The sequence below is a fragment of the Aestuariivirga sp. genome (genome assembly GCF_046294715.1).
GTDB lineage: Bacteria > Pseudomonadota > Alphaproteobacteria > Rhizobiales > Aestuariivirgaceae > Aestuariivirga.
In genome coordinates, this window is record NZ_JBKBKI010000018.1 from 25,786 (window position 1) to 51,039 (window position 25,254).

Here is a 25,254-nt window from a genome sequence, read left to right on the forward strand (position 1 = left end):
ATGACGCTCACCCCCGAAATCAGCCGGGAACTCCGCGCCATGGTGCGGGACGTGCTGCGCGACGCGATGGCCCAGCGCGGCCAGGGCGGCAGTGCCGGCGCTGCGGCCGTCGAGACGGTGCGGATCAGCAGCGACCAGGATCTCGCCGCATTCGTCGCCCGTCTCATCGATCCCGCGACGCTTGACAGGGTCCGCACGGGCCGGCTGCGCTTCACGCTCGGGGCCGCTGCCGGCCCTGCCCCGTCTGCTGCGCCCGCAGCGGCATTGACGGGCGTCATCACCGAACAGAAGATCGACCGCTTCAGGAATGCGGGCCGCCTCGTGCTGGCGCCCGATGCCGTGCTGACGCCGCTGGCGCGCGACAGGGCGCGCAAGCTGGGGCTAATCATCGAAAGGAGACGCTAGATGCTGAAGGCAACCGTGACGGGCCGCATCTGGTCCACCAAGAAGCTTTCGGAAGTGCCTGCCGGCTCGATGCTCGAGGTCGTCATCGACGACACGAACTCGCGCCTCCTCGCCTTCGATCCGCTGGGCTGCGGCGAGGGCGAGAAAGTGATCATCGCCACCGGCTCGGTCGCAGCCGGCTGGTTTCCGGGGAAGGCGCCGCCCATCGACGCGCTGATCATCGGGTCGATCGATGAAGCGGCCACCAGGACGAAGTAATCAACGCTCAACGGAGGATGCCATGAGCAATGCAATCGGAATGATCGAGACCAAGGGCTATGTCGCAGCGATGGCGGCGGCGGATGCCATGGTGAAGGCTGCCAACGTGACGATCGTCGGCCGCGAACAGGTGGGAGACGGCCTGGTGGCAGTGGTCATCAACGGCGACGTGGGCGCGGTGAAGGCCGCCACCGAGGCGGGCGCGGAAGTGGCGGGCCAGGTCGGCACGCTCGTCTCCGTGCACGTCATTCCGCGGCCTCATGCGGACGTCTCCAAGCACTTCACCGCCGGCTCCGCAAAGTAAGCCGGAGAGACGGCCATGCCTGCCGCACGCGCGGCGGCGAAGGGCGAGCTCCGGGTGTTCCTCACCATCGAGAGCCTTGAGCCGCAATTCGCCGCCTACATGGGAACGCCGACGCGCGCCCGGGGATATCCGCCCTATGCGGGCCAGCACGCCTTGATCATCGAGGTGGCGCCCGGCCTGATGATCGAGCGGGTGATGGATCTCGCCCTCAAGGCCGATCCGGATCTCGAGCCCGGCATTCTCTTCGTCGAGCGGCAGTTCGGCATTCTCGAGATCCACGGCAGCGACAAGGAGAAGCTGCTGGCGGCGGGGCGCGCCGTGCTGAAGGGACTGGGCCTCACCGAGGGCGACCAGCTCGCCCCGCGCATCCTGTTCACGGACGTGATCGAGAACATCGCGGACCAGCATGCGGTGATCATCAACCGCAACCGCCAGGCCTCCATGGTGATGCCGGGCGAGACGCTGCTCGTCTGTGAGATGGTGCCCGCCCTCTATGCCGCCATCGCCGCCAACGTGGCGGAGAAGGTGGCCCCTGCCCTCACCCTGGTGGACGTGCAGATGATCGGCGCGGCGGGCCGCCTCTACATGTCCGGCCGCACGGCGGACGTGGAACGGGGGCTTGCGGAGATCGAGCGGGTTCTGGCAGGAATCGAGGGACGCAAAGCCTGACGGGATGGCCATGACGGACTTCGACTCTCTCTCGCATGAGGAACAGCTGCCGATCCTCCTCGACCTCGCCAACCGCGCGCTGGGGCACTACGCCCTGCCCTCCGGCAGCGCGGCGAAGATGCTGAACCTCTCGGAAAACGCAACCTACCGGGTCGATGTCCCCGATGGCCGGCGCTTCGCCTTGCGCGTTCACCGCGCCGGCTATCACTCCCGGCAGGCCATCGCTTCCGAGCTGGCCTGGGAGGTGGATCTCCGCCAGACCGGCGTGGTGACGACGCCAAACCCCATCAAGGGAAAGGACGGCGAGATCATCCAGGACGTAACACATCCGCGCATGCGCGAGCCGCGCCACGTGGTGCTGTTCGACTGGGAGACGGGTGCCGAACCGGGGATCGGCGAAGACCTGTCCGAACCATTCGAGGTGCTGGGCGAGATCACCGCGCGCATGCATGTGCATGCCCGGCAGTGGAAGCGGCCCTCCTGGTTCACGCGCCTCACCTGGGACTTCGACACGGCCCTGGGCGACGACAAGCCGCACTGGGGCCGCTGGCGGGACGGCGCGGGCATGGACCGCGAGAAGGAAGAGCTGTTCCAGCGCACGGTCGATCTCATCGGGAGAAGGCTCCGTGCCTATGGCAAGGGGAACGACCGCTTCGGCCTCATCCACTGCGACCTCCGCCTCGCCAACCTGCTGATCGACCGCAAGGCGGTGAAGGTCATCGATTTCGATGACTGCGGCTTCGGCTGGTACATGTATGACGCCGCGACACCCGTCTCCTTCTACGAGCACGAGCCGCAGGTGCCCGACCTGATCGAGAGCTGGAAGAAGGGCTACCGCAAGGTGCTGGCGCTGCCGAAGGAAGACGAGGCGGAGATCCCCACCTTCATCATGCTCCGCCGCATTCTGCTCGTCGCCTGGATCGCCTCGCACATCGAGGCGGAGTTCCCGAAGTCTCTCGGCGCCGGCTTCACCGACCAGAGCCTGCCGCTGTGCGAGGATTATCTCCGCCGCTTCTCCTGATCGGTTCCTGCCTGGCGGCGCTTGGCACCGCGCGGAACGTTTCCAAAGGTCAACACTTAAGCCCTGATGAACGCGGCGATCAGTCGGCGTTCAAGGGCTGCGCCCTATGACGTGGCGCTGGGACGACGTGATCGGGAGTTTTATTCAGATGCAGAGATTGAGAAACCACCTCGCTGCCGCTCTTCTGGGCGCCAGCGCAGCGATCGCCACCGCCGGCCTGGCCCAGGCGCATCCAACCGGTGAACCGGCGGGGACCGTCCTCGTCTCCGAGCACGCGGGTGACCGCTACACGCGCGGGCGGCTCGTCGTGCGTCCCGCCGTCGCGGAGATCGGCAGCCGCGTCACCCTCATCGGGCGCGATCTTCGCCCCGGTGGTCTCTATGTCCTCGCGGAGGGGCGCAACCCCCAGCGGCTTACCCGTGTGCGCACGGTGAGGGCAGACTGGAACGGCCGGGTCTACGCGCGTGTGGCCGTGCCCGAGTGGGCGAGGCCGGACCGCAACCTGTTCTTCGCGCTCCAGACACCGGGAGGCCGCATCGCGGCGCTCGCACGGCCCATCAGGGTCGTGGACAGCGACGATGACGTCAGCGACCGGGTGACCATCACCGGCGAACTGCTGGCACCCACCGCAACCTGCCCACGCCTCGCGGGCGACGATGGCCGCATCTATGCGCTGGCCGGTTCGCTTCGGCAGTTCGAGGCCGGAGACCGGGTGCGCGTCACCGGCGAACGCGCCGAGGTATCGATCTGCCAGCAGCGCAACACCATCAAGGTGGAGCGCATCCGCAGCGCCGAGTGAGGAAGGGCCCGCGGAGGCGGCATCCTCCGCGGGTCTTCTCGCGCTCTTCAGGAAGTCAGCTGCGGCCGAACACCAGAACAGCGGTGGCCTGCAGGAAGGGCACCCACTCCTCGCGCCGGAGAAATCATGGGGCGGATTCTCCGCGCGCGTTATTCTCCTTTATCAGGCCGAGGCGAGCGCCTCGAGGCTTTCGGGGAGGATCTGCCCGCCGTCGACGATGATCGTCTGGCCAGTGACGTAGCCCGCCTCCTTCGAAGCAAAGTAGAGGGCGGCGTGGCCGATGTCCTCGACGGTGCCGAGCTTCTTCAGCGGGATCGAGGCGGCCATGGAGCGCTGATACTCCTCGCCCATCCCGGCCAGCCCCTCTGTGATGATGTTGCCAGGCATCACGGCGTTGACGGTGATCCCGTATTTCGCCAGTTCGATGCAGGCGGTGCGCATGAAGCCGAGCTGGCCCGCCTTCGTGGCGCCGTAATGCGTCCAGCCCGGGTAGCCGGTGACGGGCCCGGTGATCGAGGAGGTGAGCACGATGCGGCCCTGGTCGGATGTCTTGAGATAGGGCACCGCCGCCTTCACCGAATGGAAGGTGCCCTTGAGATTGGTGTCGACGACGAGGTCCCACTCCTCCGAGCTCATGTCCTCGAGCTTGGCGGGCGGAAAGATGCCCGCATTGGCGCAGAGCACGTCGATGCCGCCGCTGCGCGCCGCTGCTTCCTTCATCACGGCCTCCATGCTCTGAAGCGAGGTGACGTCGCCCGCGAGTCCGAAGGCGCCGTGGCCGATCTCCCGGGCCGCCGCTTCCGCCTGCTCTCCGTGGCGCGCCACGATCGCCACCTTCGCGCCGGCTTGAGCGAAGACCCGCGCGATGCCCTTGCCGATGCCCTTCGAGCCGCCGGTGACGACGACGGAGCGGCCTTGAAGTGATTGAGTCATGTTTGCCTCCCGGACTGTTCACATGTCATTTTTCATCTGCCTTGGCGCGGCGCATGGCGAGGATCGCGGCGTAGCCGCCGATCAGCAGCGTGGCCGCACCGATGGTGGACACGGTGCCCAGCACCGGAACGCCGGGCGTGTAGCCCGCGACCATCTTCGCATAGAGATATTCAGGCACCGTTGTGTCTGCGCCGGTGGTGAAGAGCGAGAGCGGAAAATTGCCCCATGACAGCAGGAAGGCGAAGAGCGCGCCGGAGAAGAGCCCCGGGAACAGCACGGGCAGCGTCACTTCGCGCAAAACCTGCCAGCGCGAGGCGCCGAGATCGAAGGCGGCCTCCTCGAGCGCGGGATCGAAGCTGTAGACCTGGATGGCGATGACGAGCGTCACCACCGGCACGACCCAGACGAGGTGGGCGAAGACCGCCGTCTTCCAGGAGAGCGGAATGCCGAGCGTGTTGAACCACAGGAGCAGAGCGAGCCCCAGCACCGATTGCGGGAAGAAGATGGGCAGCAGGATGAGCTTCTGGAAGAGCGAACGGCCCTTCCAGTCATAGCGGGCGAAGGCGAGCGCGCCGAAGAAGGCCAGCACCACGGCGATCACCGTCACGCACAGCGCGATGCTGATCGAGGTGGAGAGTAGCTGCCGGATCTCGATCGAGCTGAAGGTCTTCTGCCACCAGTCCAGCCCCCAGCGGGCGATGGGAAACTGGAAGTACCGGCTGGCGGTGAGCGAGGCGAGCGCGATGCAGACGGTGGGCAGATAGACGAACACGATGACGGCGATCGTCCAGGCGGTGACGAGCGCATGACGGGAGCCCTGGGCCCTGGTCTGCATGCTCACCTCCGCCCCAGGAAGGTGTCGAGGTCGAAGCGGCGCAGCGCCAGAACCACGAGGACGCCGACCACCAGCATCAGCAGCACGGCGAGCGCGGCACCGAGCGGCCAGTTCTGCGAATAGGTGAAGGCGATCTCGATGTCGTGCGTGATCGGGATCACCCGCTGCCCGCCCAGCACCTTCGCCTCCGCGATGGCGCCGACGGCGAGCACGAAGGTCAGGAGGAAGCCGATGACGATGCCGGGCATGGAGAGCGGCAGTTCCACCTCCCTGAACACCTGCCAGCGCGAGGCGCCGAGATCGAATGCCGCATCGCGCGTCTCGTTCGGCACCATGGAAATGCCGAGCGTCATCGGGAACAGCATGAAGGGCAGGTAGACATAGACCATGCCGAGGATGATGGCCGGCAGCGAGAACAGGATGCTTTCAAGCTCGATCCCGAAGAAGGACTTGAGCGTGCCGAGCAGGACGCCGTTCTTGATGAGGAAGAGCACCCAGCCATAGAGCCGGATGTTTTCGGAGACGAAGAGCGGAATTGTGAAGAGCAATGTCACCAGCATCGCCCATTTTCCGAACACCCGCACCAGCCCATAGGCAACCGGATAGCAGATCAGCGCCAGCATGAGCACCGTCAGCACGGCGAGCCCCAGCGACCAAAGGAAGGTAATGTAGCTCGTGCTCTCGAAGATCGCCCTATAGTTGTCGAGCGTCGGGGCACCGCCGAAGGAGAATGTGCGCGGCGGCATGAAGCTGAACCAGATCACCGCGATCAGCGGTGCGGCGAAGCCGGCGAGCAGGAACAGCACGACGGGGAGTGAGGAACGCGATCCGGGCGACATCGTCAGTCCGTCACCAGAATGGCGTCACGGGAGTCCCAGCCGATGAACACGTCGTCGTCCAGCCGCCCGGCAAAGGCCTGCTGCCGCAGCTTCTCGACGATGAACACGCTTTCGCCGACCCGCACCTGGTACTGGATGCGCGAGCCCAGCGCGTACTCGTTGTAGAGCCTGCCGCCGAGGACGTTGTCGGCCTCGCCGGGCCCCGAAAGAAACTTCATGTATTCGGGGCGGATGACGAGATGCCCTGTCGTGAAGCCAGCCGGCACGCCGGGCGCCTTCAGCTTCTCGCCCCTGAGCGAGGAGTGCAGGAGGCCGTCGGACCCGAGGCTCACGGGGATCACGTTGACGTCGCCGACGAACTCCGAGACGAACCGCGAATTGGGCGTGGAATAGATCTGCTGCGGCGTTCCGACCTGGACGAGCCTTCCCGCCCTCATCACGCCGATGCGGTCGCTCATCACCATCGCCTCCTCGAGGGAATGGGTTATGTAGACGAAGGTCTTCTTCGTCTCGCGGTGGATGTCCTTCAGCTCCTTCTCCAGGGTCTTGCGGAGCTTGTAGTCGATGGCCGACAGCGGCTCGTCGAAGAACAGGATCTGCGGGTCATAGGCGAGCGCCCGGGCCAGCGCCACGCGCTGCCGCTCGCCGCCCGAGCACTTCATCACGTTCCTGGCGTAGTAGCTCTGCGGCAGGCGGAGGAGATCCATCAGCTGCAGCGCGCGTGACTTTCGGCGTTCCGGCGCCTCGCCCCGGATCTTCAGGGGAAACTCTATGTTCTGGCCCACGGTGCGGTGGGGAAACAGCGCGAGCGACTGGAACACCATGCAGGTGGGGCGCTTGTTGGCCGGCACGTCGTTGATGCGCTCGCCCTTGAGCAGGATGTCGCCGCTCGTCGGCGTGTCCATGCCGGCGAGCATGCGCAGCATGGTCGTCTTGCCGGAGCCCGAGGGCCCGACGATGGTGAAGAATTCGCCCTCCGCGATGTCGAGATCGATGGAGTCGACCGCCGCGTGGGGTCCGAACATCTTGCGGACAGCCTTCAGCGACAGGATGGGTTGAGCGCCGTGCATGAACGATCTTTCAGTCAAGAACACCCCCGGCGGCCGTGCCGCAGGGGGTGCGATGGGGGTGTTGGTCAGCCGGCCGAGGCTTCGCGCTTCGCCGCCGTCATGATGTCGAGCAGCTTGTCGTAGCCCGGCACGATGTCGTACTCGACGCAGCGCGACATCTCCTCCTCGAGGCTGTCCCACTGGATCGCGTCGAGCTCTTCCTTGGTGAAGAGCTTGAAGCAGTCGGGATTGCCCATCTGCGTCACCGGGTTGAAGGTGCCCTCGGCAAAGGCCACCGTGTGCGCCATCTCCGGCGACTGCACGTATTCAAGGAAGTCGGCGGCGAGCGGCGAGAGCTGCGGATTGTTGACGGTCGAGGTGATCTCGATCCAGGCGATGCCGCCCTTGCCGTTCATCGGGCCCGTCTTCGGCGTGATTCCGCGGATGTTGGGGTTGCCGTCGGCGCGCGCGGGCGAGGCGGAATAGGTGCCGCCCGTCATGTGGAAGTCGATCTCGCCGGAAATCAGCGCCTGGTTCATCGTCGCGATGTCGCCCACCACCTTGGCGCCCTTGAAGACCTTCTGCGCAGTCTCCTTGAACTTGGCGACCTCTTCCTCGCTGTGCTCCTTGAAGGGATCGAAGCCGGCGACGAGGCAGATGTTGAAGACGTTCCAGTCATCCGATTCGAGGATGCCGTACTTGCCGGCATTTGCCGCATCGGCGAAGAGGCTCCAGCCCTGGTCCTCCGCGGCCGCGCGGCTGATCTTGTCGGTGTTGACGACGTAGCTGTAGGGCCCGAAGCGCTGCGCCATGCCGAGAAGTTCGGCACCGGACTCGTCCATTGCCCATTTGTAGGGCGCCTTGAAAGCCGGCATCATCCTGTCGAAATAGGGCTCGAAGCGCGCCCGGTCGAGAGGCTTGATCAGCTTCTCCGGAAACATCACCTTGCGCGCCCACGGATTGTTGACGTTGATGAGGTCCCACACATTGGTCTCGCCGGCCCTGAGGCGGTTGATCATGGTGGGATCATTGGTGAGCGACTCGGCCTTGACCGTGGCGCCCCGCTCGTTGCGGAAAGGATCGAGCACCTGGGCGGAGTTGTAGCCCTCCCAGCACAGGATGTTCAGCTCCTTTTCGCGCGCGGCCTGCGCCTGCCCCGGCGCGAAGGCGCCGGCACCGGCAAATGCGGCGGCCCACAAGGCCGATTGCTGCATGAAGTTGCGGCGGGAAATCCTGCTGCTGTTGGCCATCGTTCACTCCCTGTTTTGTCGTCTTGTGTCTCTTCCTGTTGGAAGTTCCACAGCGATTGAGCACCAAAACTTCGTCCGAGTAAAGAGCGATTCCGCTTTGCGGCACGCGCCCCGGGACAGCTGAAACTCCCACATTCGGGGCACGCCGCGAATGCCCGGGTTTTGTGCAAGAGCGCGCGTCGTCAGAAGCGGAACGTGAAGAGCCCGCGCTCCTCGTAGCTGTGGGCTGCCTCCTCGACGAAATCGGCAATGCGGATGGCGCCATACCGGCTGCGGAGCATGGCGGCGGCCTCCATCAGCTGGCGCTTCTCCCGTGCCCGGCCGGGCCGCAGCAATTCATAGATCTGCATGATCACGTCCTGCGGAACCTTCACCAGCTCGGCCGCCCGCTCGAAATTGAGGGCGAGCGTGGGGCGGCCCGCATCGCGGGCGATTTCGGCCTGCGCTTTCAGCGCCTCCGGCGTGATGCGGAGGTCCTCCAGGGTGATGGAACCGTCGAGCACGCCATCGAGCGTCACTTCTGAAAGGGCCTTGCCGCGCGGACCCTTCACCGCCTCCGGCCGGGTTTCGGCCAGCGGGTAATCCTTGCGCGAGAGGCTCATGGTCTTCCTCCCGTAAACGTCACCTCGACCGCTTCCGGCTGTGCGCCCTCCTCGGTGAGCCCCGTCTCGATCGCATAGATCATGGCGACACGCGCGTGATAGCGCGAGCCCATCGCCTCCCCGCGCTGCGGCACCACGACGGGCTCCGGCATTTCGCCGAGCGCATAGGCGGCGGCATTGGCGCCAAGCCCCTTGTAGTGGGAGAGCTGCGTGATGGGCGCGTTGGAGAAGAGTTCGAGGTTGTTGTGCGGCAGCCTGTCCCGCTGGTGGATCACGGCGGTTCCCTTGGCCTGGATACCGATTCCGACGCCCGAACCCGCCAGCCTCGCCGCGGAGAGGCCGAGGAACGAGGTGTCGGCGGTGTGCCGGAAGCGGACGATGCGCGGGATGAGCCCGCGCGCCCGGATCGCTTCCGTCATGGCGCGCAACACGTCGGAGAGCCGGTGGCCTGCCGTGGTCTGAAACAGCTTGATGCCGAAGGCCGGGCTGATGCCGATGACGACGTCCTTCGGATCGCCCGATGGCACGGCGGGCCCGCGCGCCCTGTAGCTGATCCTTGAGGTCTCCTCGCGTTCATGCAGCGCCTCGGACCGGAGCACCTCCTTCTGGTCCAGCACGTCGCGGATGGCGTTGAGTTCCAGCCGGCGCTTTTCGGAGACGCGATAACCCGATCCCGGCCCAAGATAATCGTTGGGGTCGTTGACGGCGCTCACGATGCGGCCGTTGCGGATCATCGCGGAGGTCTGGAGATAGTCGCCCGACAGGCGGAGCTTGACGACATGCAGCAGGTTCTCCGCCTCCTCGCGGAAACCGCGTTTCGCAAGCGCCCGGACCACGTCCACGACGCTGATCCCCTTCTCGCGGATCGCTTCGCTGATCAAGGCGACGTCACGCGGCATGAAGCTCTGCGTGTCGTCGGAGCCCGAAGCAACGGTGACGCTCTGCTTCATGCCCTCGCTCGGCTGGGCGAGCCCCAGCTCCTCGAAAACGGCGGAGACGGCGTCGATGGCGCGGCGGCGCAGGTCCAGCGCCTTTTCCTCAGGCAGCGGCGTCAGCCCGCCATCGGCCTCGAAATCGCGCTGCAGCACCAGGTAATCCTCGAGTTCCTCGCCGTTCAGCAGCGAGGGATTGAAGGAGTTGTCGTATTTGAGGATGGAGCCGAAGCCAGAACAGATGAGGTCCGATCCCGCCACGAGGTAGGGCATGATCTTGGCGCCCACCCGGATCTCGGACTCGGTGGCGCGCGCATCGTTGCCGCTGGCGCACTCGAGGTCGAGCCACACGGCGATGAGGTTCTCCGCCATCAGTTCGCGGAAGCCGCCTGGCACGGTGGAGGTCAAGGGCGCTCCGTCGATGCCGCCGTTCTGCGTGCCCTGAACGCCCATGCCGCGCTGCAGGCAGAGGCAGCGGGCCTCGAGATAGAGCAGCGACTTCGAATCGTGGAAGCCCATCAGGAGCTCCGCCCCTGCCCCGCTGGTGCAGCGCATTTTTATTCCGCGCGAGGCATAGGCGGCGGCGAGGAACGCCTTAGACCAGGGCGTGTCGTCGCCGTCGGTGAAGCTCTTCTCGGTGCCATAGACGGAGACCGTTTCGGCATAGGAGGTGAAGCCGGCCATGCCGATCCGCAGTTCCTCCGCCTCCTCGCTCGAACACTGGAACAGCGTGCCCCAGCGCCCGACCGCCGCCCCCACCGCGCAGGCGAGCGCATTGGACCAGGCATTGCGGGAAACGCGCATCGTCGTCTCGATCTCGTCGAAACCGAAGGCCACCGCGGTGGCCGCATCGGCGGCGAGCTGCAGCGGGTCGTCCTTGGCGTTCGTCACGTGGGCCTGGTTGCCCGGCGTCCTCCGCGCCCGCATCTTGGAATAGGCGAAGGCGATCTCGAGCGCGTTGAGGTGCGAGACGCATTCGGCCAGCTTGGCCGGCGTCATGCCATGGGCGAGGCGGACGAGTTCCTCGCGCGGCACGTTCATGTCCACCAGCATGCGCGCGACCTGGCGCGAGTCCACCGCCATCGCCTCGCTCGCCACGGCGGGATCGATGTGGTGGCGGGCGATGAAGCGGTCGATCATGTCGAAGTCGCGCTCCAGCACCCCGTCCATCGAGATGACGCGGCCGTTCTCGATGCCGATCCCGGGCTTCGGGTCCTTCGGGCTCGAGAAGGCGGAAAAGCCGTTGGCCGGGTCCTCGGCCGCGAACTTGTCGAGCCTCAGCGGCCTGTCGTCCCAGTCGGCGTAGCGCTTCCAGCGGTTGACCGTGCCGGCCATCGTCATCTCCCGTGATGGCGGAAGACTATAAGAGTGACGCCCGCCGTCAACCGCCCCTGCGTGTCAGCCTGTTGCGCTCGAGGAAGCCTTGCAGCACGGGGTAGTAGAGCGCCGGGTCCTCGTAGAAGGGAAGATGGCTGCTGTTGGGGAACACCGCGAGTTCGGCATTCTTCAGCCTGAGCTTCATTTCCATGGCGCAGGCCGGCGTCTGCTCGTCGTGCTGTCCGACCGTGATCAGCACCGGAACGTCGATCTTGTGGAGGTCGGCAAGGCGGGACCAGTTGCGGATGTTGCCGATGTAGGTGAACTCGTTGGGGCCCTGCACGGCGGAATATGGCCCCATGTTCCAATCGGAGAGCGAGCGCGCGACGGGGGCCGGCGTCTCCTGCAGCCGGCACACGTGGCGGTAGTTCAGCACCGTGATCGCACCCATGTATTCGGGGTGCGTGAAGGTGCCCTGCGCCTCGTGGCGCTGCATCATCGCCACGGCCTCAGGGCCGAGCGCCGCCTTCAGCCGGTCGAGCTCGGAGCGGAGCTGCGGCATGTCCGCCACTGTGCTCGACAGGATGAGCGAGGCGAGCCCCTCGGGGTAGGTGAGCGCATATTGGACGGCCTGCCAGCCGCCCCAGCTGTGGCCGAGGAAATGAACGCGGCCGAGGCCCAGCTGGCGGCGGACCTCTTCCGTCTCGCGCACGTGGCGCTGGAGCGTCCACATGGAAGGATCGTTCGGCCGGTCGGACGCGCCGCAGTCGAGCTGATCAAAGGCGATTACCCGGAAGCCCTGGTCGATGAAGCAGGAATGGGCCTCGCGGAGATAGTCGCAGGGAAGCCCTGGCCCGCCGTTGACGCAGAACAGCACGTCCTCGCCGCTGCCGAAGCTGTAGGCCACCAGCCGATGGCCATCCACCTTCAGCGTGATCTTCTCGTCCGGTTCGATTTCGCGCCACACGGGGGGTATCCTCCTCTTTCTTCACGTGCACATTGAAGCATGCCGCGCATCCGCCGCAATGGGCGATCATGCTCATGGCACGCATGAGATTGAGGCAGATCAACGCCGGCCGCGGCACAGGCCGGTAACGATTGAAGGGTTCCGGAAATGGGGCGGGTCCGGGTGTAAAGAGAGGAGTTTCGCATGCGAAAACTGCAATCGATCCGCCTTGCCGCCATGGCGCTTGCGGTGGCGGCCATTCCCGCCCTGCTCCCTCCGCTGGCAAGTCCGGCGGCGGCCTTTCCCGCAAATGGCGATGCCGGCCAGCTCATCCTGTATGAACGCGCGGGAGCACCATCGCTCCTGCTGGATGTGAAGCACCGTCCGCGCATCTATTACAAGAAGCGCCATGACGGCTGGCGGCATGACCGCTGGCGCTACAACCACCGCCACCATGGATCGCGCTACCGCTACCGCTATCCGGGCTATCCGTTCTTCTACGGAGGCTTCTGGTACTCCGACCCCTGGTGGCGCTATGACTATCCCTATTACGGCTACTACCCCTCCTACCGCTATCGGGCGTACGACAACGAAGCCCATGTCGAATGGTGCCTGAACCGGTATCGCAGCTACAATCCGCGCACCGACACCTTCCTGGGCTATGACGGCAGGCGGCACCGCTGCAACAGCCCCTATGATTGAAGGCTGAGGCTGCCATCCCCGCACGACCAGCGCGCCCCTTCCGGGGCGCGCTTTGCTTTGGCGGGTCTCTCCGTAAAAACGATTAGGAACAAACGATTACGTAAAAAAATTCCGGCCGGAGGCATTCGGCGCAAGCATCTACAAGTTGCAGGACACGCCAATTCGTGCCATTCATCCATTGCGTTATTTGGATTCCTCACACCGCTTCTTCACAGCAACACGCAGGCACTCAGATGAGCTTACTCGCCTTCTCCACCGCCACCGGAAAGACACGCAAGGACCTGCTCTCCAAGGCGCGCAGGGCCAGCGAAATGCTGAAGGCCCTGTCGCATGAGGGCCGCCTCCTCATGCTCTGCCTCCTGGCGGAGGGAGAGAAGTCCGTCTCCGAGATCGAGGAGATCATGGAGATGCCGCAAGCCGCCGTCTCGCAGCAGCTGGCGAGGCTCCGCCTCGACGGCATCGTCACGGCGCGCCGCGATGGGCGCAGCATCTTCTACTCGATCGCCAACGACGACGTGACGACGCTGATCGAGACACTGCACACGCTGCTCTGCGCGCAACAGCGGCCCATGCTCCGCCGCAGGCACTGACGGCGCCTCACCAGATCTGTTCTGGCCCCTTCGGCGGGATCGCCTCGCCGATGCCGAATTGCAGCTGGCGGCGCAGGTCGAGTGAACGGGCCAGGCTCTCTGCGTGCCCGAGGGCGCGAAGCAATTCGTCCTGAACGGTGCGCGTCAGGTGGCGCCTGGCGAGCGCGCGGTCTCCCGCGGCAAGGGCGAGCCGCGCCAGGGCTGCGGTATCCTCCGCCTTGTTCTCGAGCGTCGTCTCGAGTGCGTCCCACGCGGCATGAACCTCGGCCAGGAACGGCTCCGGGTGCTCGAAGGCGAGGTAGAGCAATCGCTTGAAGACTTCCGTGGCGGAGCGCGAGGCTTCGACCCCCCGCGGCACGGCTGATACTGCTTCGGAATGGCGCCCGTCGACGAAGCGCGCCGCCTCGCCGTCGCTCAGGTAGCGGTGCTGGCGGAACTCGGCCGGAACGCTCTCGATGCCCAGCCAGACCGGAACGAAGGGCGCGGCACAGGCACCCACATGGGCATGCCACATCATCCGGAGGTCTTCCTCGCATCGGCCATGGAGCGGCACGATCTGCCCATATCCGGCCGTGTCGCCGGTGAGGCGCGGCGTACGCAGCAGGTAGACGAGATCTCGGAAGCCGATCTTCTCCGGGCTCGCGGCACGCTTGGCGAGGTGCCCCTCCACCCACGCGACACCGTCCCAGCGGAGCTTGCCATCGCCATAGATGGCATTGACGTCGAATGCCTTGCCGGATGAGGCGTCATACCATCCCTGCCCGGCGGCGAAAGAGATGAAATTCTCCGACCACAGATAATTTCGCCCGCCGTCGCCTTCGGGCGGAACCTCGCCGATATAGCCCGGGCGCGAAACGCGGATGCTGCGGGGCCCCAGCCGTTCGGCCGCCCAGAGGCCCTTGCCGCCGGCGAATTCGATCACCACCCAGGCCTCTTCCGCATCGGCGATGAGATGCGAGTTGCCGCCATAGGTGACGTCGCCGTGGCGCGCGGTAAGCTCGCCGATGAGCTCGACGCCCTCCCGCGCCGAGCGCGCGCGTTCGAGCACGATCTTGCAGAGATCGCTGTAGTTGAGGCCCGCCTGGTCGGCGGGCGTCATGGCGACGAGCTCGGGCCGCGAGGGCGACCAGACATCGCGCACCGCCACGCCATACTGGTTGAGGCCGCCATTGGTGAGCGGCGCCGGCGTGCCCTTGTAGTAGCTGTAGGAAACGCGCAGATGACGCGCGGTCTCCGGCGCCTGCGGAATTTCGCTCAACCGGCCCGGAACGTCCGCCGCAGGCGTGGTGCCCACCGTGATCGTCGAACCGGCCGGGTGCCGGGCTTCGGCGACGAGTTCGAGCCAATGGCTCGATGGCTCGTCGCCATAGCCAGCCAGGAAGGCGTGGCCGGACGCCGTCAGCTCCCGGCCGACATAGATCGCATAGCTCATCGCGTGCCCTAGCCCCTTGCAGCTGTCAGGTGTTTCAGGACACGACCCACCAGCGCTCCGCCGCGCGCGAGCCGTCGAACGGGCCTTCCGTCGAGAGCGGGCCGTGGGCGATCGTCTGGTTGCGTGCCATCACGAAATCCGCGAAGGCGAAGACCAGCGCGCCGCCGTCGTCGTGCAGGATCTGCTGCATCTCGGCATACATGGCACGCCGCTTTTCGGGGTCGAGTTCGCCCAGCGCCGCCACCCTCAGTTCCTCGAAGCGGGGCGTCGACCAGTAGGTGTCGTTCCAGGCCGCGCCCTTGGTGTAGCCGATGGCGAACATCTCGCCCTCGGTGGGATAGCCGCCCCAGTAGCAGGCCACGAAGGGCTTCTTCATCCACACATTGTCCCAGTAGGCATCGCCCGCCTCGCGCACGACATTGATCTCGATCCCGGCGCGCCGCGCATGCTCCGCGTAGAGCACGGCCGCGTCGGTGGCGCCCACGAAGGCCGCTTCCGATGTCGAGAGATCGACCTTCAGATTTTCCATGCCGGCCTTCTTCAGGTGGAACTTCGCCTTGTCGGGATCGTATGTCCGCTGCGGGATATCCTTGGCCCAGTAGGTGTAGGACGGCCCGATCGGCGTATCGTTGCCGAGCGTGCCGTAGCCATAGAGGATCTTCTGCATCAGGTCTTCGCGGTCGATGGCATGTTTGAGCGCCAGCCGCACATCCACATTGTCGAAGGGCGCCATGTCGGTGCGCATCGGGAATGTGTAGTGCAGCGAGCTCTGCACGCGGTCGAGCGTGATGTTGGGCTGCGTCTTCAGCATGTCGACCGTCTTGAGGTCCACCTCGTCGATGGCCTGCACTTCCCCGCTCAGCAACGCATTCATGCGCGCGCTCGAATCCTGGATGCAGAGCAGCTCCACCTCGCTGGCGAAGGCGCGGTCGTCGCGGAAGTAGTTGGGATTGCGCTCGAGATAGGCACGGATGCCCGGCTGGTGTTCCTTCAGGATGTAACCCCCGGTGCCGTTCTTGCTTTCCCAGTCCATCCGGTCGCCCTTGGCGGGATAGATCGTGAAGGCCTCGGTGTTGAGGATGGCGGGAAGGTCGGCATTGGCGGACTGAAGCACGATGATCACCGCCGTGTCGCCATCCGCCTTCACCTCGGTGAACTGCTCGGCCACCGGCTTGATGAAGGAGGTCGACTCCTTGCGCCGATGATGGTTGATGGAGGTCACCACATCCTCGGCCTTCATGGTGCGGCCGTCATGGAAGGTGACGCCCTTGCGGAGCTGGAAGCGCCAGGTCTTGCCGTCCGTGCTGTCCCAGCTCTCCGCCAGCACGGGGCCGACCGAACCGTCCGGCAGGATTTCCGTCAGCGTGTTGCTGAAGGCGAGCGCGAGAAGGCCCTGATAGGCGTTGGTGAGCGTGCCGGGGTCGGTCGTGTCGGTGGTCGATCCGTGGCGCGAGGCAAGCACCATTCTCCCGCCCTTCACCGGCGTTGCCGACTGGGCACGCGACCTGCCGCCCATCAGCCCGACCGCACCCGCCGCGGCGGGGAGCGCCATCGCCTGGCGGCGCGTGAGAGACGGCAAGGTGATTCTTTTCCTGGACATGTTCTTCCTCCCTGGTGCCGGGCGCCTCCAGCGCCGTTTGCCGGTCAGGATGGGGGTGAGGGGCGCGGCGCGGCAAGGCAGCGACTTGCAGTTGCTTTACGCGATCTGCAGCTGTGTTAGGATTTTTTGCGAGGAGAGCCATGCGCTCATGAAGGATGATCTCGCAGAAAACCTGAGGCTGCTCGCCGCGAGCCGGCGGTCCGTCTCGGAACTCTGCCGGGAATTGGGTTTCAACCGCCAGCAGTTCGCGCGCTATCTCTCGGGGGAGGCGCGGCCCTCGCCCCATAACCTCAAGCGCATCGCCGACGGCCTCTCTGTTCCGGCGGCCGACCTCCTGTCATCGCATGAGGAGTTCAGCCGGCGCTATGGCCACAGGCCTCAGGGCCGGGAAGGCCTCGCACTCCTCGACCGGGCTTTCCCCGGAGACATACGCCGCCTGCGGCCCCTGCTCGGCTTCTATCACAGCCATTTCGAGGTGCCCGGGGCGCCCGGAACACTCTTTCGCTCCCTGGTGTGCTTGTATGAGGAAGATGGCCGCATTCACTCGAAATCGATCGAGCGCCGCGCCAACCGGGACATCACGACGGGTTACCTCTCGAAGTACCGGGGCCTCGCGAGCTATCTCGGAAATTGCATCTTCGTGGTCGAATTCGAATGCCTCTCCGACGACTCGGTGGTGGAGACGATCCTCTACCCGCCCTACCGCAAGGCGCTCGACGTGATGACCGGCATGACTTTCGGCGTCACCTCACGCGTTCATCGCCAGCCCTACGCCTCCGGCGTGATCTGGAAGTATATCGGTGCGACCATCGACATGCGGGAGGCACTCGCCCGTTGTGGGCGTGTTTCCCTGGCCGACCGCAAGCTCGATCCAGCGGTGCGCCGCTTCTTCACCGATGGCCACGCGGCGCGGGTGACCAGCATGCAGCCGGCCTGAAGGCCCGCCCCTGCTCGCACGGCGCAGCCGCTTGGGCTTGAAGCTGCGCCGTGCGTCCTGCCCCCGTAAACGGGGAGGCGAAAACTGGTCTCGAGTTGCCGTTGCCCTCGGTGCCCGTGCTCGGGCTTTGGTTGTCCATGCCCTTTTCGCCTGCGATCCCCGATGGCACGGTTCTGTTCGGAGAGCGGCTGGCATTCCTCCGCCGTCATGTCTTGGGCTTGGCTCCCGGCGGTGAGAACAGGCAGCGGCAGAAATACATGGACAATTTCACGAACGGTTCCTTCTTGAATCGAAGTTACGCCTGAGGCGTGCTCGCCCGTTAAACGCCCAAGTCCGGCCCCAGCGTTCCAGTGCGGAAGACGAGCGGACCAAATATTTCGCAGATGAGAGAATTTGCGCCGATCGGGATCAGCAATCGAGCGAAGGTTGCCACTCGCCCGCCCGCTGGCGCCTCGCGCGGCTGCGCGGGCGCGGGATGTCGCAGCAGTCGATCCATGCGGCCGCAAGTTCATACCAGTGGAGCCGCTCGCCACGTGTCTCCGCGCGCCGGGCACGAACCAGGCATTCCTCGACTTTCCGGCAGCACTCGAGCGTATCCATGGGGAACCTTCCTCCGCACGGGAGTGCCCGCCGTCGGGGGGACGGCGGCTCACCCGGGACTCACACCTACAAACACGCAGAAGTGAGCGGGAAACGCGGGCCGGTCGAAAAGGTTCCCTCTGTGCCGGTTGGCCGATCGCCACTTCACCTGGGCAATTCGGCATTGCCACATGCAATGTTCCCCAGTGGCGTATTGGCCCCGATTCCTGCGTCGCATCAAAGGCATGCCGAAAAAAACGTCGCATGGGGCAGGACGTTTGAGGCCTGGATGCGTTTTCACATCCGTGGCGTCGGCGCGGTGGCCGCGGCATCCTGCCGGCGACCCAACCCTGTAAACCAGCGACCGGGGGGATTTCACCGAACCGCTGGCGCGGCCATGGGTGCCGCGGCTTGCGGAACTCGGACGCTCTGAGCGCGAGTTCCTCGGGCAGACGATCGCTGTGGAGTTCGGATTTGAGCTCTCGGCAACGACGGCTGCTGCGTGGCGTCTACGCTCCTCAGCCGACCGTCAGGAGGCCTCGGGAAACCGGGGCCTCCACCTTTGCAACGTCGCGAGGTGTTCCGCTCTAGCCGAGGTCACGTGGAGGAGTGATGGTAGCGGGGGTCCGAATTGATCCTTATCCGCACCAGCAAGATCAGATAGTTACACTGTTCAGGTCGCGAGTGGCGCTCCCTCAAAGGAGTGCCGCACATGGCATCGAACGGAAAGTGGGCAGGACGGCTGCCTGAGAAAAATGCCGCCGCGAGGGACAATCGCGGCGGCTTGGGTGGTCTGCTCGGAAAGGGGAATGTGAGCAGTCCACTTCTAGAACCGCGCGCGATTTCTGGCAAGCACCGGAGGGGCGAATTCCACACCCCTTCGGCATCCGCCCTGCCCCTCGATGCCATGGAGGCGCGCCATGGCTGACACCCGCAACCGCGACCGCGAGGCGCTCTACAGGAAGCTTGCGCTCGATCCCCGCATCAACTCGACAGCCTTCAAGATCGCCGTCATGATCTCGATCCGCTTGGGTGACGAGAGTGGCACAGCGTGGCCGTCCATCGCCCGGATCGGCAAGGACAGCGGCGAGGCGCGCAGCACTGTCATCAGGGCAATCAACCTCCTTTGCGAGACGGGCCACATGGAGAAGCGGCTTGCGGTCCCCAAGCGCGGCGGGCGCAAGGTGAACCACTATCGCTTCGTGACCGAACCCGATGGCGGCACTTCGACCAGTCCCAAAACTGACACTAGTAAAAGGCAGGGAACTAGTGCCAAATCTGACACCAGTGGAAACGGGTGCAGTCCCAAATTTGACACCCCCACTGGTCCCAAAACTGACACCCCTACTAGTACCAAATTTGGGACACAGAACCTCTTAAGGGAACCTCTAAGGGAACCTCTTAAAGGCGCGGTGCTTAAAGCACCCGCGCCTCTCCAAGAGGATACACCCCCCTTACCCCCCATGGAGCCACTCGCCCTTCGCGCCCCTGAGGGGCTACGGGCGGGAGCTGGCGAGGCTGGCGATCCCGACGAGCTGCTCGAAATCATCGAGGATGCCGAACTCGACGCATACGAGAACCCCGGCCTTTCGCGCCCCGATTATGTTCCTCTTCCGCTGAGCCGCGAGGAAGCAGCCCGTTTCCTGAGTTCCCGCCCCCGCAGTGCGTACTATCGCGAGCGGGCTGCCAAGCTCCGCAGGGCTGCACAGGCCGCCCACCCCGAAATCCGCAGGCGGGCAGACGAAGCCCGCTCGGTGCTGCTGGCCCATGCCGCGCTGATCGACCATGCCGCGAAGATCGCAAGCGCTGGCATCGCCAAGGCCCCAACGCCCAGGCTCCGCACGGGGCGTCCCCTTCCCTCCCGCGTCCAAGAAGATGAGGTCCCGTTCTAGTCATGACGATTGAAGCCAATAGGAAGGCCACAGGCGGGCATCAGGCCCGCCCCGCTACCCTGCCCTCCCCGCCCCCCGTATCGCCAAAACTGACCGACCAGAATTCGATTTCGAAGGTACTTTCCGGGCGGGGGGATGCGGGGGCGCGGCCTCGCAGTATTTCGCCAGCCTTTGGAGGTCCCCATGCCTAGCCTGACGCAAGCCGCATTCGCCAAGGAAGTCGGCCTTTCGCGCGGTAGGATCGCTCAGCTTGTCGGCGAAGGGCTGCCCGTCGAGCCGGATGGCGGCATCGATCTCAAGAAGGGCAAGCGCTGGATCGCGGACAATCTCGATCCGAAGCGCCGGGAAGCTGCGACCGGGACAGCGCCCGAAGGCAAGCTTGGCATGGTCGCCGCCATGCGGGCGCAGAAGCTGCTCCGCGAAACGAAGCTGATCGACATGGAGGTGAAGCGGAAAGAAGGCAGCCTTCTAGACCGCGCCGAAGTGGAGAAGGCGATCTTCGAACGCGCCCGCTTCGAGCGGGACGCTTGGATCGGATGGGTCAGCAGGGCAGCAGCAGAATTAGCGGCAGAAACTGGCGCTGATCCGCAAATCATATTCGCAGGGCTTGACCGTAGGGTACGCGAGCAGTTGTATGCCCTTTCTAGTCAGGAACTTGACCTATCAGGGGATAAAAGATGAAGACTATCGGCAAGATTGGTGTTGGTCTTCTTTTCGCGTGCGGGATGAGTGTTGCTGCCATCGCCCAGGAGGGAAAGCCGCCTCGATTTGATGTTGAGAGCCACTGCAAAAAAGTGGCGAGCTTTGGGGGCGAATACTCCGCGAGCCTCTTTCGTGGGTGCATGGACATGGAGCAAGATGCCTATAACAAACTGAAGGGAGCTTGGGGTGGATTGCCTGCAACCATGAGGCGCCATTGCGAGAAAGTAGCGCGGTTCGGAGGCGGAGGTTCGTATAGCATCTTGTCGGGATGCGTTGACATGGAGCTTGATGCTTCAAATCAAAATGCAAACGAAAAATTCGAGTACTGAACTGGACAGCGCAGTCCCATCACTTGGGTAACGCTTGAAATCCTCTCTCAATGAGCAGGCGATCTACGTGCATGCGGCATGCTCCAAACTTCACTTCCTTAAGAAAAGCAGACATTGGAGCCACTCCCCAATTTTCGGCGGACCTTCCATAGAAATTGTCGATGGCATCAACGATCATGTCATTCGATAACTGGAGTGCCGAGCCGCACTCGGCCATGCCTCGTGCCACTGCCCACGACTTCGGGTCCGCCGGATCGATGAGGCTGGAGAAAACATCGTATAGAGACATGGCATATCCTAACTTCATTTCTTCTGTCATTTCCCTCCACTTAGAATAATTATCTACATAGCCAGCACCTGCAGGAAGTCTCAAGCAGAGCAGAACAATGGCGATGCCCCCCGACATTAATCCCACTCGGCCTAACTGTTTGGGAAAGTTCAACATGCAAAAATTCCTCACTGAACTAGTGGCGGAAACAGGTGCCAAAGCGGAGAAAGGAAATCTGAGCGGTAAAGAGATCGGACATTGCCATCTGAGTACCCGCGATGAGAACCAAAATGGTCGACTTGTTGTCCTCTGGTACGCTCTGGATCACCTTTCCCCGATTGGTCTGATGGACCTCGACCTCCTTGGTGGTGCAAACTTGCTTCCCCTTGTCCACGAAGCAGAGGCGCGCGGTCTTGCCCGCTGCATCGATCGTGAAATCGCCAACAATCGTCCTTTCTTGGCAGTCACCCAAGAAGCACTCGACTTCACGGTCCAAATTGCAGGAAATCACTTCTGCCAGCGCGTCGCTCACCGCAACGCACAGAGCTACAAGAACGAGTGCTATCCGAACCATGTTCGCTCCCGGGAAGACGCCCATGCTAACTTCTGAAAAACTCGCTGTCGATGGCGCGTGGCGCAGGGGTCTCGCTCCTGATCCCGCGATCACCGTCTCGGAGTGGGCCGAGCGCCACCGGGTGTTGCCGCAGACTGCCGCCGAGCCGGGACGCTGGCGAAACAGCAGGACGCCTTATCTCCGCGAGATCATGGACTGCCTATCCCCCGCGTCGCCTTATGAGCGGGTCGCGATCATGTCTGCCGCGCAGATCGGCAAGTCCGAGGTACTTCTAAATTTCGTGGGAGCCGCGATCCACCTTTGGCCGGGCCTCACCCTGGTTGTGCAACCCACGACTGAGGCCGCGCGGCGCTTCACCCGCGTCCGCGTCGATCCGATGCTTGAGGCCACACCGGAACTTGCATCCCGCATCGTGCAGCCGGGACCGCGCAAGAGCGGCAACAGCGCCTTCTTCAAGGCATTCCCCGGTGGGGCGGTGGCCTTCGTGGGCGCGAACAGCGGAGTTGGCCTCCGCTCGACCCCTGCCCGCTTCGTCTTGATGGACGAGGTTGACGCCTTCCCCGCCTCGGCTGGGGATGAGGGCGATCCGATCCAGCTTGCCGCAGCTCGTACCGCCACCTTCAGGGGCAAGCGGAAAATTCTGCTCACATCGACGCCGACCATCAAGGGCGTCTCGCGGATTGAGCGCGCCTACGAGGAAGGCGACCAGCGCCGCCTGTTCCTGCCGTGCCAGCACTGCGGCGAGTTCTTCGTTCCGGCATGGGTCAATATCCAGTGGCCCCAGGGCGCGCCAGATCGCGCCCACCTGATCTGCCCCTCCTGTGGCGGCATCCATGAGGAACGCGACAAGCCGAAGCTCCTGGCGGGCGCGCAATGGCGCGCCACCGCAGAGGGCGACGGCCTCACCGCCAGCTTCCACATCAGCGGCCTCGTCTCGCCCTTCGTCTCATGGGCCGAGATCGCCCGCGACTTCCTCGCCAGCAAGTCCGATCCGTCCCGGTTGCAGGTTTGGACGAACACCACCTTGGGCGAGAGTTTCGAGGATCGCGAGACGGCACCGCTCTCGCCAGACACCCTGCAAGCCCGCGCGCGCCGTGCCGATGTGCCGTGGACCGAGGTCCTGCCCGATGGTGTCGCGGTTTTGACCGCTGGCATCGACGTGCAGGATGACCGCATTGAGCTTGAGGTCATCGGATGGGGCCGCGCGGAGGAAAGCTGGTCCATCGACTATCAGATCATCCACGGCGACACCTCCCGTCCCGGCCCGTGGGATGCGCTCGACCAGCTTCTCGCCCGCCGCTTCCGCCACCCGCGCGCGGTTCCCGACCTTCCCATCTCTGCCGTCTGCATCGATAGCGGCGGGCATCGAACCGATGCGGTGATGAGGTACAGCGCAGCCCGCCTCAATCGCAGGGTATGGGCAGTCAAAGGACGGGGCGGTGCAGGGGTGCCGCCATGGCCGAAGCGCCCACCAAAGCCCCGGCGCACGGGAATTGCGCCCGTCCACATCGTCGGCGTGGATACCCTCAAGGCCACACTCATGTCCCGCCTCCGGATCGAAGATGCCCCTGGCCCTGGCGCGATCCATGCGCCGAGCGACCGGGACTTCTGGTGGTTTCAAGGCATCGTTGCTGAGCGGGCCATCCGCAAGTGGACGCGCGGCGTGGCGCGGATCGAATGGATTGTGGACAAGGGCGTGCGCAACGAGCCGCTGGACTGCCGCGTTTATGGCAGCGCCGCCCTCCATGGCCTCTATGCGAGTGGACTGAGCCTTGCCGAGGTCGCGGCGAAGATTGATGCCGCGCCACGGCGGCCGATCTCAAAAGCTGATGATCGGGAGACGCCCTTGGTCACTCCTGTTCGTGTGATAAGATCTCGCTGGCTTTCACACTGACGATTGGAAGGTATGGGGACGAAAGCATGAGCAGTGGTCACGAACCAAACAGACATTGGCCAGGCGACATTCTGAACCGTCGCGCTGACGCGCATGTAATTTTCTCATTCGTGGCTCAACGGGTGGAGGAGCGCGCAAAGCGATCTGAAGTCGGTTCCTATGTGTTGAACATCGACGCTGAATGGGGTTCAGGAAAGACGTACTTCCTGACGCGTCTACGTGAACAGCTCAGGTCAAATGGCCATTGCTGCGTTTACGTAGACGCTTGGGAAGATGACCACGCCGACGCGCCCCTAATTGCATTAATGGCGGCAGTTGACGAGGAAATCGCAAGGACGTATCCGCGCAGCGCCAAAGTTTCCTCAGCTTGGGAAAGCGCAAAAGAGGCAGCAGTACCTCTACTAAAGACTGCGGCCCTGGGAGCTGTGAAAACAGCTGCGAAAAAATTCTTGGGCAGTGAGGGAGTTGAGGAACTCATTTCAATCGCAAGGGACGGTGCAACATCACAGGATCCTGGATCGCCATCTATAGTAGGAGAGATCACCAAGGGAGCCTTAGAGGGAGCGCTAGACAGTCTTGGCGCTTCAGATGCGTCCAGAGCTATTGACCAGTTTACGTCTAGAAAGGCACTACTGAAGAAGTTCCGCGAGAAATTGGCTGATCTAGCTGGATCACTTAAGAACGGAGGTGATGATCCGCAGAAGCTCTTCTTCATTCTAGTTGACGAACTAGATCGTTGTAGGCCGAGCTACTCCGTTTCATTGCTTGAAGATATTAAGCACCTGTTCTCTGTCGAAGGCTTGATATTCATTGTTGCGACAGACACTGCGCAGCTATCAAGTTCTATAAGATCAATATACGGAGAAGGCTTCGACGCACAGAAATACTTGCTACGCTTTTTTGATCGGACCTATCGGTTCGCAAAGCCGTCCACGGAACGATTTGTTGAACATCTTTGTTCTCGATACGCAATTTCCGAGGAACGCTTGGCGTGGCCTCCAGACAAGAAATTGTATGAGGCCATTGCTGTTATTTTCGAGGGCTTCTCTCTTTCACTCCGCGACATAGAGCAATGCATGGACATGTTGGCAAGCGCTATTACGTTGTGGGATAAGAAAGCAAAATTGAACCTCATATACCTCATGTTCATGGTGGTTGCTCACCATTCAGGTGATACGAAGCTCTTCTCTTGCATAGCAGAGTGCGATTTCGGAAATTTTCCGAAGGATTTCGGCGAACGGTTTCCGGATCAGGGTGCGCGCTTTGCTTTCGGCGGCCGACAAGACTTTGGAAGGGGAAATTCGCGCGATGAGGTGACAGCCACTAGACTGCTCGATCAATTCCTGAGGAATTACAATTTGGAAATGAACAAATTCTTCGAGGACGAAAATCCATCGTTAGCATCAGCCCGCTGGGCGCGCACTATAGTCGCTCAAGAATATAACGATACCTACGGTGGCACTGTGGCGCGCGGGAAACGTTTGCTGGTAGGGAAGTATGTCACACTTGTTCAGAATGCCGGAAGGCTTCTGCGAACGGAAACGTGACTTCTATTGGGTTCTATTGGCTCATTTCCGAAGTTCGGTCCCAAACCCC

General features: G+C 63.7%; 28 protein-coding genes. 15 read left to right on the forward strand and 13 right to left on the reverse strand.

All coding sequences use genetic code 11. The annotated features are described in order from the left end of the window. The 6 genes from ACK4HL_RS12990 to ACK4HL_RS13015 all read left to right on the forward strand — a co-directional run bounded on the left by ACK4HL_RS12990 (window position 1) and on the right by ACK4HL_RS13015 (window position 3,456). Entirely contained in the window at window positions 1-405 is a 405-nt protein-coding gene (locus ACK4HL_RS12990; protein WP_409760962.1) for a hypothetical protein, read from the forward strand. Continuing rightward, window positions 406-663, forward strand: a complete 258-nt coding sequence (locus ACK4HL_RS12995) for a EutN/CcmL family microcompartment protein (protein WP_409760964.1) — start codon at window positions 406-408, stop codon at window positions 661-663. A 22-nt stretch (window positions 664-685) separates the two neighbouring features. Beyond that, complete coding sequence (locus ACK4HL_RS13000; RefSeq protein WP_409760966.1) at window positions 686-967, forward strand: BMC domain-containing protein; 282 nt, start codon at window positions 686-688, stop codon at window positions 965-967. A 15-nt stretch (window positions 968-982) separates the two neighbouring features. Further along, a complete protein-coding gene (locus tag ACK4HL_RS13005; protein WP_409760968.1) occupies window positions 983-1,636 on the forward strand; it encodes a microcompartment protein in 654 nt (217 codons plus the stop codon). A 10-nt stretch (window positions 1,637-1,646) separates the two neighbouring features. After that, window positions 1,647-2,657 (forward strand): phosphotransferase enzyme family protein, encoded by a 1,011-nt coding sequence (locus tag ACK4HL_RS13010; RefSeq protein WP_409760970.1) that lies wholly within the window; start codon window positions 1,647-1,649, stop codon window positions 2,655-2,657. A 148-nt stretch (window positions 2,658-2,805) separates the two neighbouring features. Beyond that, on the forward strand, window positions 2,806-3,456 hold the full coding sequence (locus ACK4HL_RS13015) for a DUF5818 domain-containing protein (protein ID WP_409760972.1): 651 nt from the start codon (window positions 2,806-2,808) through the stop codon (window positions 3,454-3,456). Between the two features lie 162 nt (window positions 3,457-3,618). Here ACK4HL_RS13015 and fabG read toward each other — a convergent pair whose 3' ends face one another. The 8 genes from fabG to ACK4HL_RS13055 form a co-directional block, all read right to left on the reverse strand. After that, complete coding sequence (gene fabG, locus ACK4HL_RS13020) at window positions 3,619-4,389, reverse strand: 3-oxoacyl-ACP reductase FabG (RefSeq protein ID WP_409760974.1); 771 nt, start codon at window positions 4,387-4,389, stop codon at window positions 3,619-3,621. A 25-nt stretch (window positions 4,390-4,414) separates the two neighbouring features. Next, window positions 4,415-5,224, reverse strand: coding sequence for an ABC transporter permease (locus tag ACK4HL_RS13025; RefSeq protein WP_409760976.1), 810 nt, complete (start codon window positions 5,222-5,224; stop codon window positions 4,415-4,417). Between the two features lie 2 nt (window positions 5,225-5,226). Then, a complete protein-coding gene (locus ACK4HL_RS13030; RefSeq protein WP_409760978.1) occupies window positions 5,227-6,063 on the reverse strand; it encodes an ABC transporter permease in 837 nt (278 codons plus the stop codon). Window positions 6,064-6,065: 2 nt separating this feature from the next. Continuing rightward, window positions 6,066-7,133, reverse strand: a complete 1,068-nt coding sequence (locus tag ACK4HL_RS13035; protein ID WP_409760980.1) for an ABC transporter ATP-binding protein — start codon at window positions 7,131-7,133, stop codon at window positions 6,066-6,068. 65 nt (window positions 7,134-7,198) lie between these two features. Further along, window positions 7,199-8,362 carry a PotD/PotF family extracellular solute-binding protein gene (locus ACK4HL_RS13040; protein ID WP_409760982.1) on the reverse strand — a complete coding sequence of 388 codons (1,164 nt, stop codon included), beginning with the start codon at window positions 8,360-8,362 and terminating at the stop codon, window positions 7,199-7,201. Between the two features lie 182 nt (window positions 8,363-8,544). Next, a complete protein-coding gene (locus ACK4HL_RS13045) occupies window positions 8,545-8,964 on the reverse strand; it encodes a diol dehydratase small subunit (protein WP_409760984.1) in 420 nt (139 codons plus the stop codon). Continuing rightward, window positions 8,961-11,231 (reverse strand): propanediol/glycerol family dehydratase large subunit, encoded by a 2,271-nt coding sequence (locus tag ACK4HL_RS13050; RefSeq protein ID WP_409760986.1) that lies wholly within the window; start codon window positions 11,229-11,231, stop codon window positions 8,961-8,963. Before ACK4HL_RS13050 ends, ACK4HL_RS13045 begins: the two co-directional genes overlap by 4 nt. 46 nt (window positions 11,232-11,277) lie before the next feature. Further along, complete coding sequence (locus ACK4HL_RS13055; RefSeq protein ID WP_409760988.1) at window positions 11,278-12,180, reverse strand: proline iminopeptidase-family hydrolase; 903 nt, start codon at window positions 12,178-12,180, stop codon at window positions 11,278-11,280. Window positions 12,181-12,363: 183 nt separating this feature from the next. On the opposite strand from ACK4HL_RS13055, the gene ACK4HL_RS13060 reads away from it, so the two are divergent. Together ACK4HL_RS13060 and ACK4HL_RS13065 are read left to right on the forward strand one after the other, a co-directional pair. Next, a complete protein-coding gene (locus tag ACK4HL_RS13060) occupies window positions 12,364-12,861 on the forward strand; it encodes a BA14K family protein (protein ID WP_409760990.1) in 498 nt (165 codons plus the stop codon). 233 nt (window positions 12,862-13,094) lie between these two features. Then, window positions 13,095-13,451 carry an ArsR/SmtB family transcription factor gene (locus tag ACK4HL_RS13065; RefSeq protein ID WP_409760992.1) on the forward strand — a complete coding sequence of 119 codons (357 nt, stop codon included), beginning with the start codon at window positions 13,095-13,097 and terminating at the stop codon, window positions 13,449-13,451. A gap of 7 nt (window positions 13,452-13,458) precedes the next feature. On the opposite strand, the gene ACK4HL_RS13070 is transcribed toward ACK4HL_RS13065, so the two are convergent. Continuing rightward, window positions 13,459-14,883 (reverse strand): C69 family dipeptidase, encoded by a 1,425-nt coding sequence (locus ACK4HL_RS13070; protein ID WP_409760994.1) that lies wholly within the window; start codon window positions 14,881-14,883, stop codon window positions 13,459-13,461. A 34-nt stretch (window positions 14,884-14,917) separates the two neighbouring features. Then, the gene (locus tag ACK4HL_RS13075) at window positions 14,918-16,483 is read right to left on the reverse strand and encodes an ABC transporter substrate-binding protein (RefSeq protein WP_409760996.1); all 1,566 of its coding nucleotides are present in this window, start codon (window positions 16,481-16,483) and stop codon (window positions 14,918-14,920) included. Window positions 16,484-16,631: 148 nt separating this feature from the next. Here ACK4HL_RS13075 and ACK4HL_RS13080 point away from each other — a divergent pair, with 148 nt between their 5' ends. Further along, window positions 16,632-17,420, forward strand: coding sequence for a helix-turn-helix domain-containing protein (locus ACK4HL_RS13080; RefSeq protein ID WP_409760998.1), 789 nt, complete (start codon window positions 16,632-16,634; stop codon window positions 17,418-17,420). 408 nt (window positions 17,421-17,828) lie between these two features. On the opposite strand, the gene ACK4HL_RS13085 is transcribed toward ACK4HL_RS13080, so the two are convergent. Both ACK4HL_RS13085 and ACK4HL_RS13090 read right to left on the reverse strand, forming a co-directional pair. Beyond that, window positions 17,829-18,020: a hypothetical protein gene (locus ACK4HL_RS13085; protein WP_409761000.1), complete on the reverse strand. Its 192-nt coding sequence runs from the start codon at window positions 18,018-18,020 to the stop codon at window positions 17,829-17,831. 934 nt (window positions 18,021-18,954) lie between these two features. Then, window positions 18,955-19,143 carry a hypothetical protein gene (locus ACK4HL_RS13090; protein WP_409761072.1) on the reverse strand — a complete coding sequence of 63 codons (189 nt, stop codon included), beginning with the start codon at window positions 19,141-19,143 and terminating at the stop codon, window positions 18,955-18,957. On the opposite strand from ACK4HL_RS13090, the gene ACK4HL_RS13095 reads away from it, so the two are divergent. The 3 genes from ACK4HL_RS13095 (at window position 19,070) to ACK4HL_RS13105 (ending at window position 20,922) form a co-directional block, all read left to right on the forward strand. Next, the gene (locus tag ACK4HL_RS13095) at window positions 19,070-19,891 is read left to right on the forward strand and encodes a hypothetical protein (protein WP_409761070.1); all 822 of its coding nucleotides are present in this window, start codon (window positions 19,070-19,072) and stop codon (window positions 19,889-19,891) included. The genes ACK4HL_RS13090 and ACK4HL_RS13095 overlap by 74 nt on opposite strands. Before the next feature lie 183 nt (window positions 19,892-20,074). Then, window positions 20,075-20,572, forward strand: a complete 498-nt coding sequence (locus ACK4HL_RS13100) for a hypothetical protein (protein ID WP_409761002.1) — start codon at window positions 20,075-20,077, stop codon at window positions 20,570-20,572. After that, entirely contained in the window at window positions 20,569-20,922 is a 354-nt protein-coding gene (locus ACK4HL_RS13105; protein WP_409761004.1) for a hypothetical protein, read from the forward strand. Before ACK4HL_RS13100 ends, ACK4HL_RS13105 begins: the two co-directional genes overlap by 4 nt. A gap of 19 nt (window positions 20,923-20,941) precedes the next feature. On the opposite strand, the gene ACK4HL_RS13110 is transcribed toward ACK4HL_RS13105, so the two are convergent. After that, a complete protein-coding gene (locus ACK4HL_RS13110; RefSeq protein WP_409761006.1) occupies window positions 20,942-21,367 on the reverse strand; it encodes a hypothetical protein in 426 nt (141 codons plus the stop codon). On the opposite strand from ACK4HL_RS13110, the gene ACK4HL_RS13115 reads away from it, so the two are divergent. The 3 genes from ACK4HL_RS13115 (at window position 21,366) to ACK4HL_RS13125 (ending at window position 25,205) form a co-directional block, all read left to right on the forward strand. Further along, window positions 21,366-21,800: a hypothetical protein gene (locus ACK4HL_RS13115; protein WP_409761008.1), complete on the forward strand. Its 435-nt coding sequence runs from the start codon at window positions 21,366-21,368 to the stop codon at window positions 21,798-21,800. The genes ACK4HL_RS13110 and ACK4HL_RS13115 overlap by 2 nt on opposite strands. Beyond that, window positions 21,763-23,658, forward strand: coding sequence for a phage terminase large subunit family protein (locus ACK4HL_RS13120; protein ID WP_409761010.1), 1,896 nt, complete (start codon window positions 21,763-21,765; stop codon window positions 23,656-23,658). The genes ACK4HL_RS13115 and ACK4HL_RS13120 overlap by 38 nt, the downstream gene beginning before the upstream one ends. Before the next feature lie 164 nt (window positions 23,659-23,822). Then, window positions 23,823-25,205 (forward strand): P-loop NTPase fold protein, encoded by a 1,383-nt coding sequence (locus ACK4HL_RS13125; RefSeq protein WP_409761012.1) that lies wholly within the window; start codon window positions 23,823-23,825, stop codon window positions 25,203-25,205. Window positions 25,206-25,254: the final 49 nt, after the last annotated feature.

Bases quoted from the DNA above. Each gene is read 5' to 3' on its own strand.
- ACK4HL_RS12990 (WP_409760962.1), top strand. From the start codon at position 1: ATGACGCTCACCCCCGAAATCAGCCGGGAACTCCGCGCCATGGTGCGG.
- ACK4HL_RS13105 (WP_409761004.1), top strand. From the start codon at position 20,569: ATGAAGACTATCGGCAAGATTGGTGTTGGTCTTCTTTTCGCGTGCGGG.
- ACK4HL_RS12995 (WP_409760964.1), top strand. From the start codon at position 406: ATGCTGAAGGCAACCGTGACGGGCCGCATCTGGTCCACCAAGAAGCTT.
- ACK4HL_RS13085 (WP_409761000.1), bottom strand. From the start codon at position 18,020: ATGGATACGCTCGAGTGCTGCCGGAAAGTCGAGGAATGCCTGGTTCGT.
- ACK4HL_RS13035 (WP_409760980.1), bottom strand. From the start codon at position 7,133: ATGCACGGCGCTCAACCCATCCTGTCGCTGAAGGCTGTCCGCAAGATG.
- ACK4HL_RS13100 (WP_409761002.1), top strand. From the start codon at position 20,075: ATGCCTAGCCTGACGCAAGCCGCATTCGCCAAGGAAGTCGGCCTTTCG.
- ACK4HL_RS13120 (WP_409761010.1), top strand. From the start codon at position 21,763: ATGTTCGCTCCCGGGAAGACGCCCATGCTAACTTCTGAAAAACTCGCT.
- fabG (WP_409760974.1), bottom strand. From the start codon at position 4,389: ATGACTCAATCACTTCAAGGCCGCTCCGTCGTCGTCACCGGCGGCTCG.
- ACK4HL_RS13030 (WP_409760978.1), bottom strand. From the start codon at position 6,063: ATGTCGCCCGGATCGCGTTCCTCACTCCCCGTCGTGCTGTTCCTGCTC.
- ACK4HL_RS13000 (WP_409760966.1), top strand. From the start codon at position 686: ATGAGCAATGCAATCGGAATGATCGAGACCAAGGGCTATGTCGCAGCG.
- ACK4HL_RS13060 (WP_409760990.1), top strand. From the start codon at position 12,364: ATGCGAAAACTGCAATCGATCCGCCTTGCCGCCATGGCGCTTGCGGTG.
- ACK4HL_RS13040 (WP_409760982.1), bottom strand. From the start codon at position 8,362: ATGGCCAACAGCAGCAGGATTTCCCGCCGCAACTTCATGCAGCAATCG.
- ACK4HL_RS13005 (WP_409760968.1), top strand. From the start codon at position 983: ATGCCTGCCGCACGCGCGGCGGCGAAGGGCGAGCTCCGGGTGTTCCTC.
- ACK4HL_RS13075 (WP_409760996.1), bottom strand. From the start codon at position 16,483: ATGTCCAGGAAAAGAATCACCTTGCCGTCTCTCACGCGCCGCCAGGCG.
- ACK4HL_RS13015 (WP_409760972.1), top strand. From the start codon at position 2,806: ATGCAGAGATTGAGAAACCACCTCGCTGCCGCTCTTCTGGGCGCCAGC.
- ACK4HL_RS13115 (WP_409761008.1), top strand. From the start codon at position 21,366: ATGCAAAAATTCCTCACTGAACTAGTGGCGGAAACAGGTGCCAAAGCG.
- ACK4HL_RS13010 (WP_409760970.1), top strand. From the start codon at position 1,647: ATGACGGACTTCGACTCTCTCTCGCATGAGGAACAGCTGCCGATCCTC.
- ACK4HL_RS13070 (WP_409760994.1), bottom strand. From the start codon at position 14,883: ATGAGCTATGCGATCTATGTCGGCCGGGAGCTGACGGCGTCCGGCCAC.
- ACK4HL_RS13025 (WP_409760976.1), bottom strand. From the start codon at position 5,224: ATGCAGACCAGGGCCCAGGGCTCCCGTCATGCGCTCGTCACCGCCTGG.
- ACK4HL_RS13065 (WP_409760992.1), top strand. From the start codon at position 13,095: ATGAGCTTACTCGCCTTCTCCACCGCCACCGGAAAGACACGCAAGGAC.
- ACK4HL_RS13050 (WP_409760986.1), bottom strand. From the start codon at position 11,231: ATGGCCGGCACGGTCAACCGCTGGAAGCGCTACGCCGACTGGGACGAC.
- ACK4HL_RS13110 (WP_409761006.1), bottom strand. From the start codon at position 21,367: ATGTTGAACTTTCCCAAACAGTTAGGCCGAGTGGGATTAATGTCGGGG.
- ACK4HL_RS13090 (WP_409761072.1), bottom strand. From the start codon at position 19,143: ATGTGGCCCGTCTCGCAAAGGAGGTTGATTGCCCTGATGACAGTGCTG.
- ACK4HL_RS13080 (WP_409760998.1), top strand. From the start codon at position 16,632: ATGAAGGATGATCTCGCAGAAAACCTGAGGCTGCTCGCCGCGAGCCGG.
- ACK4HL_RS13045 (WP_409760984.1), bottom strand. From the start codon at position 8,964: ATGAGCCTCTCGCGCAAGGATTACCCGCTGGCCGAAACCCGGCCGGAG.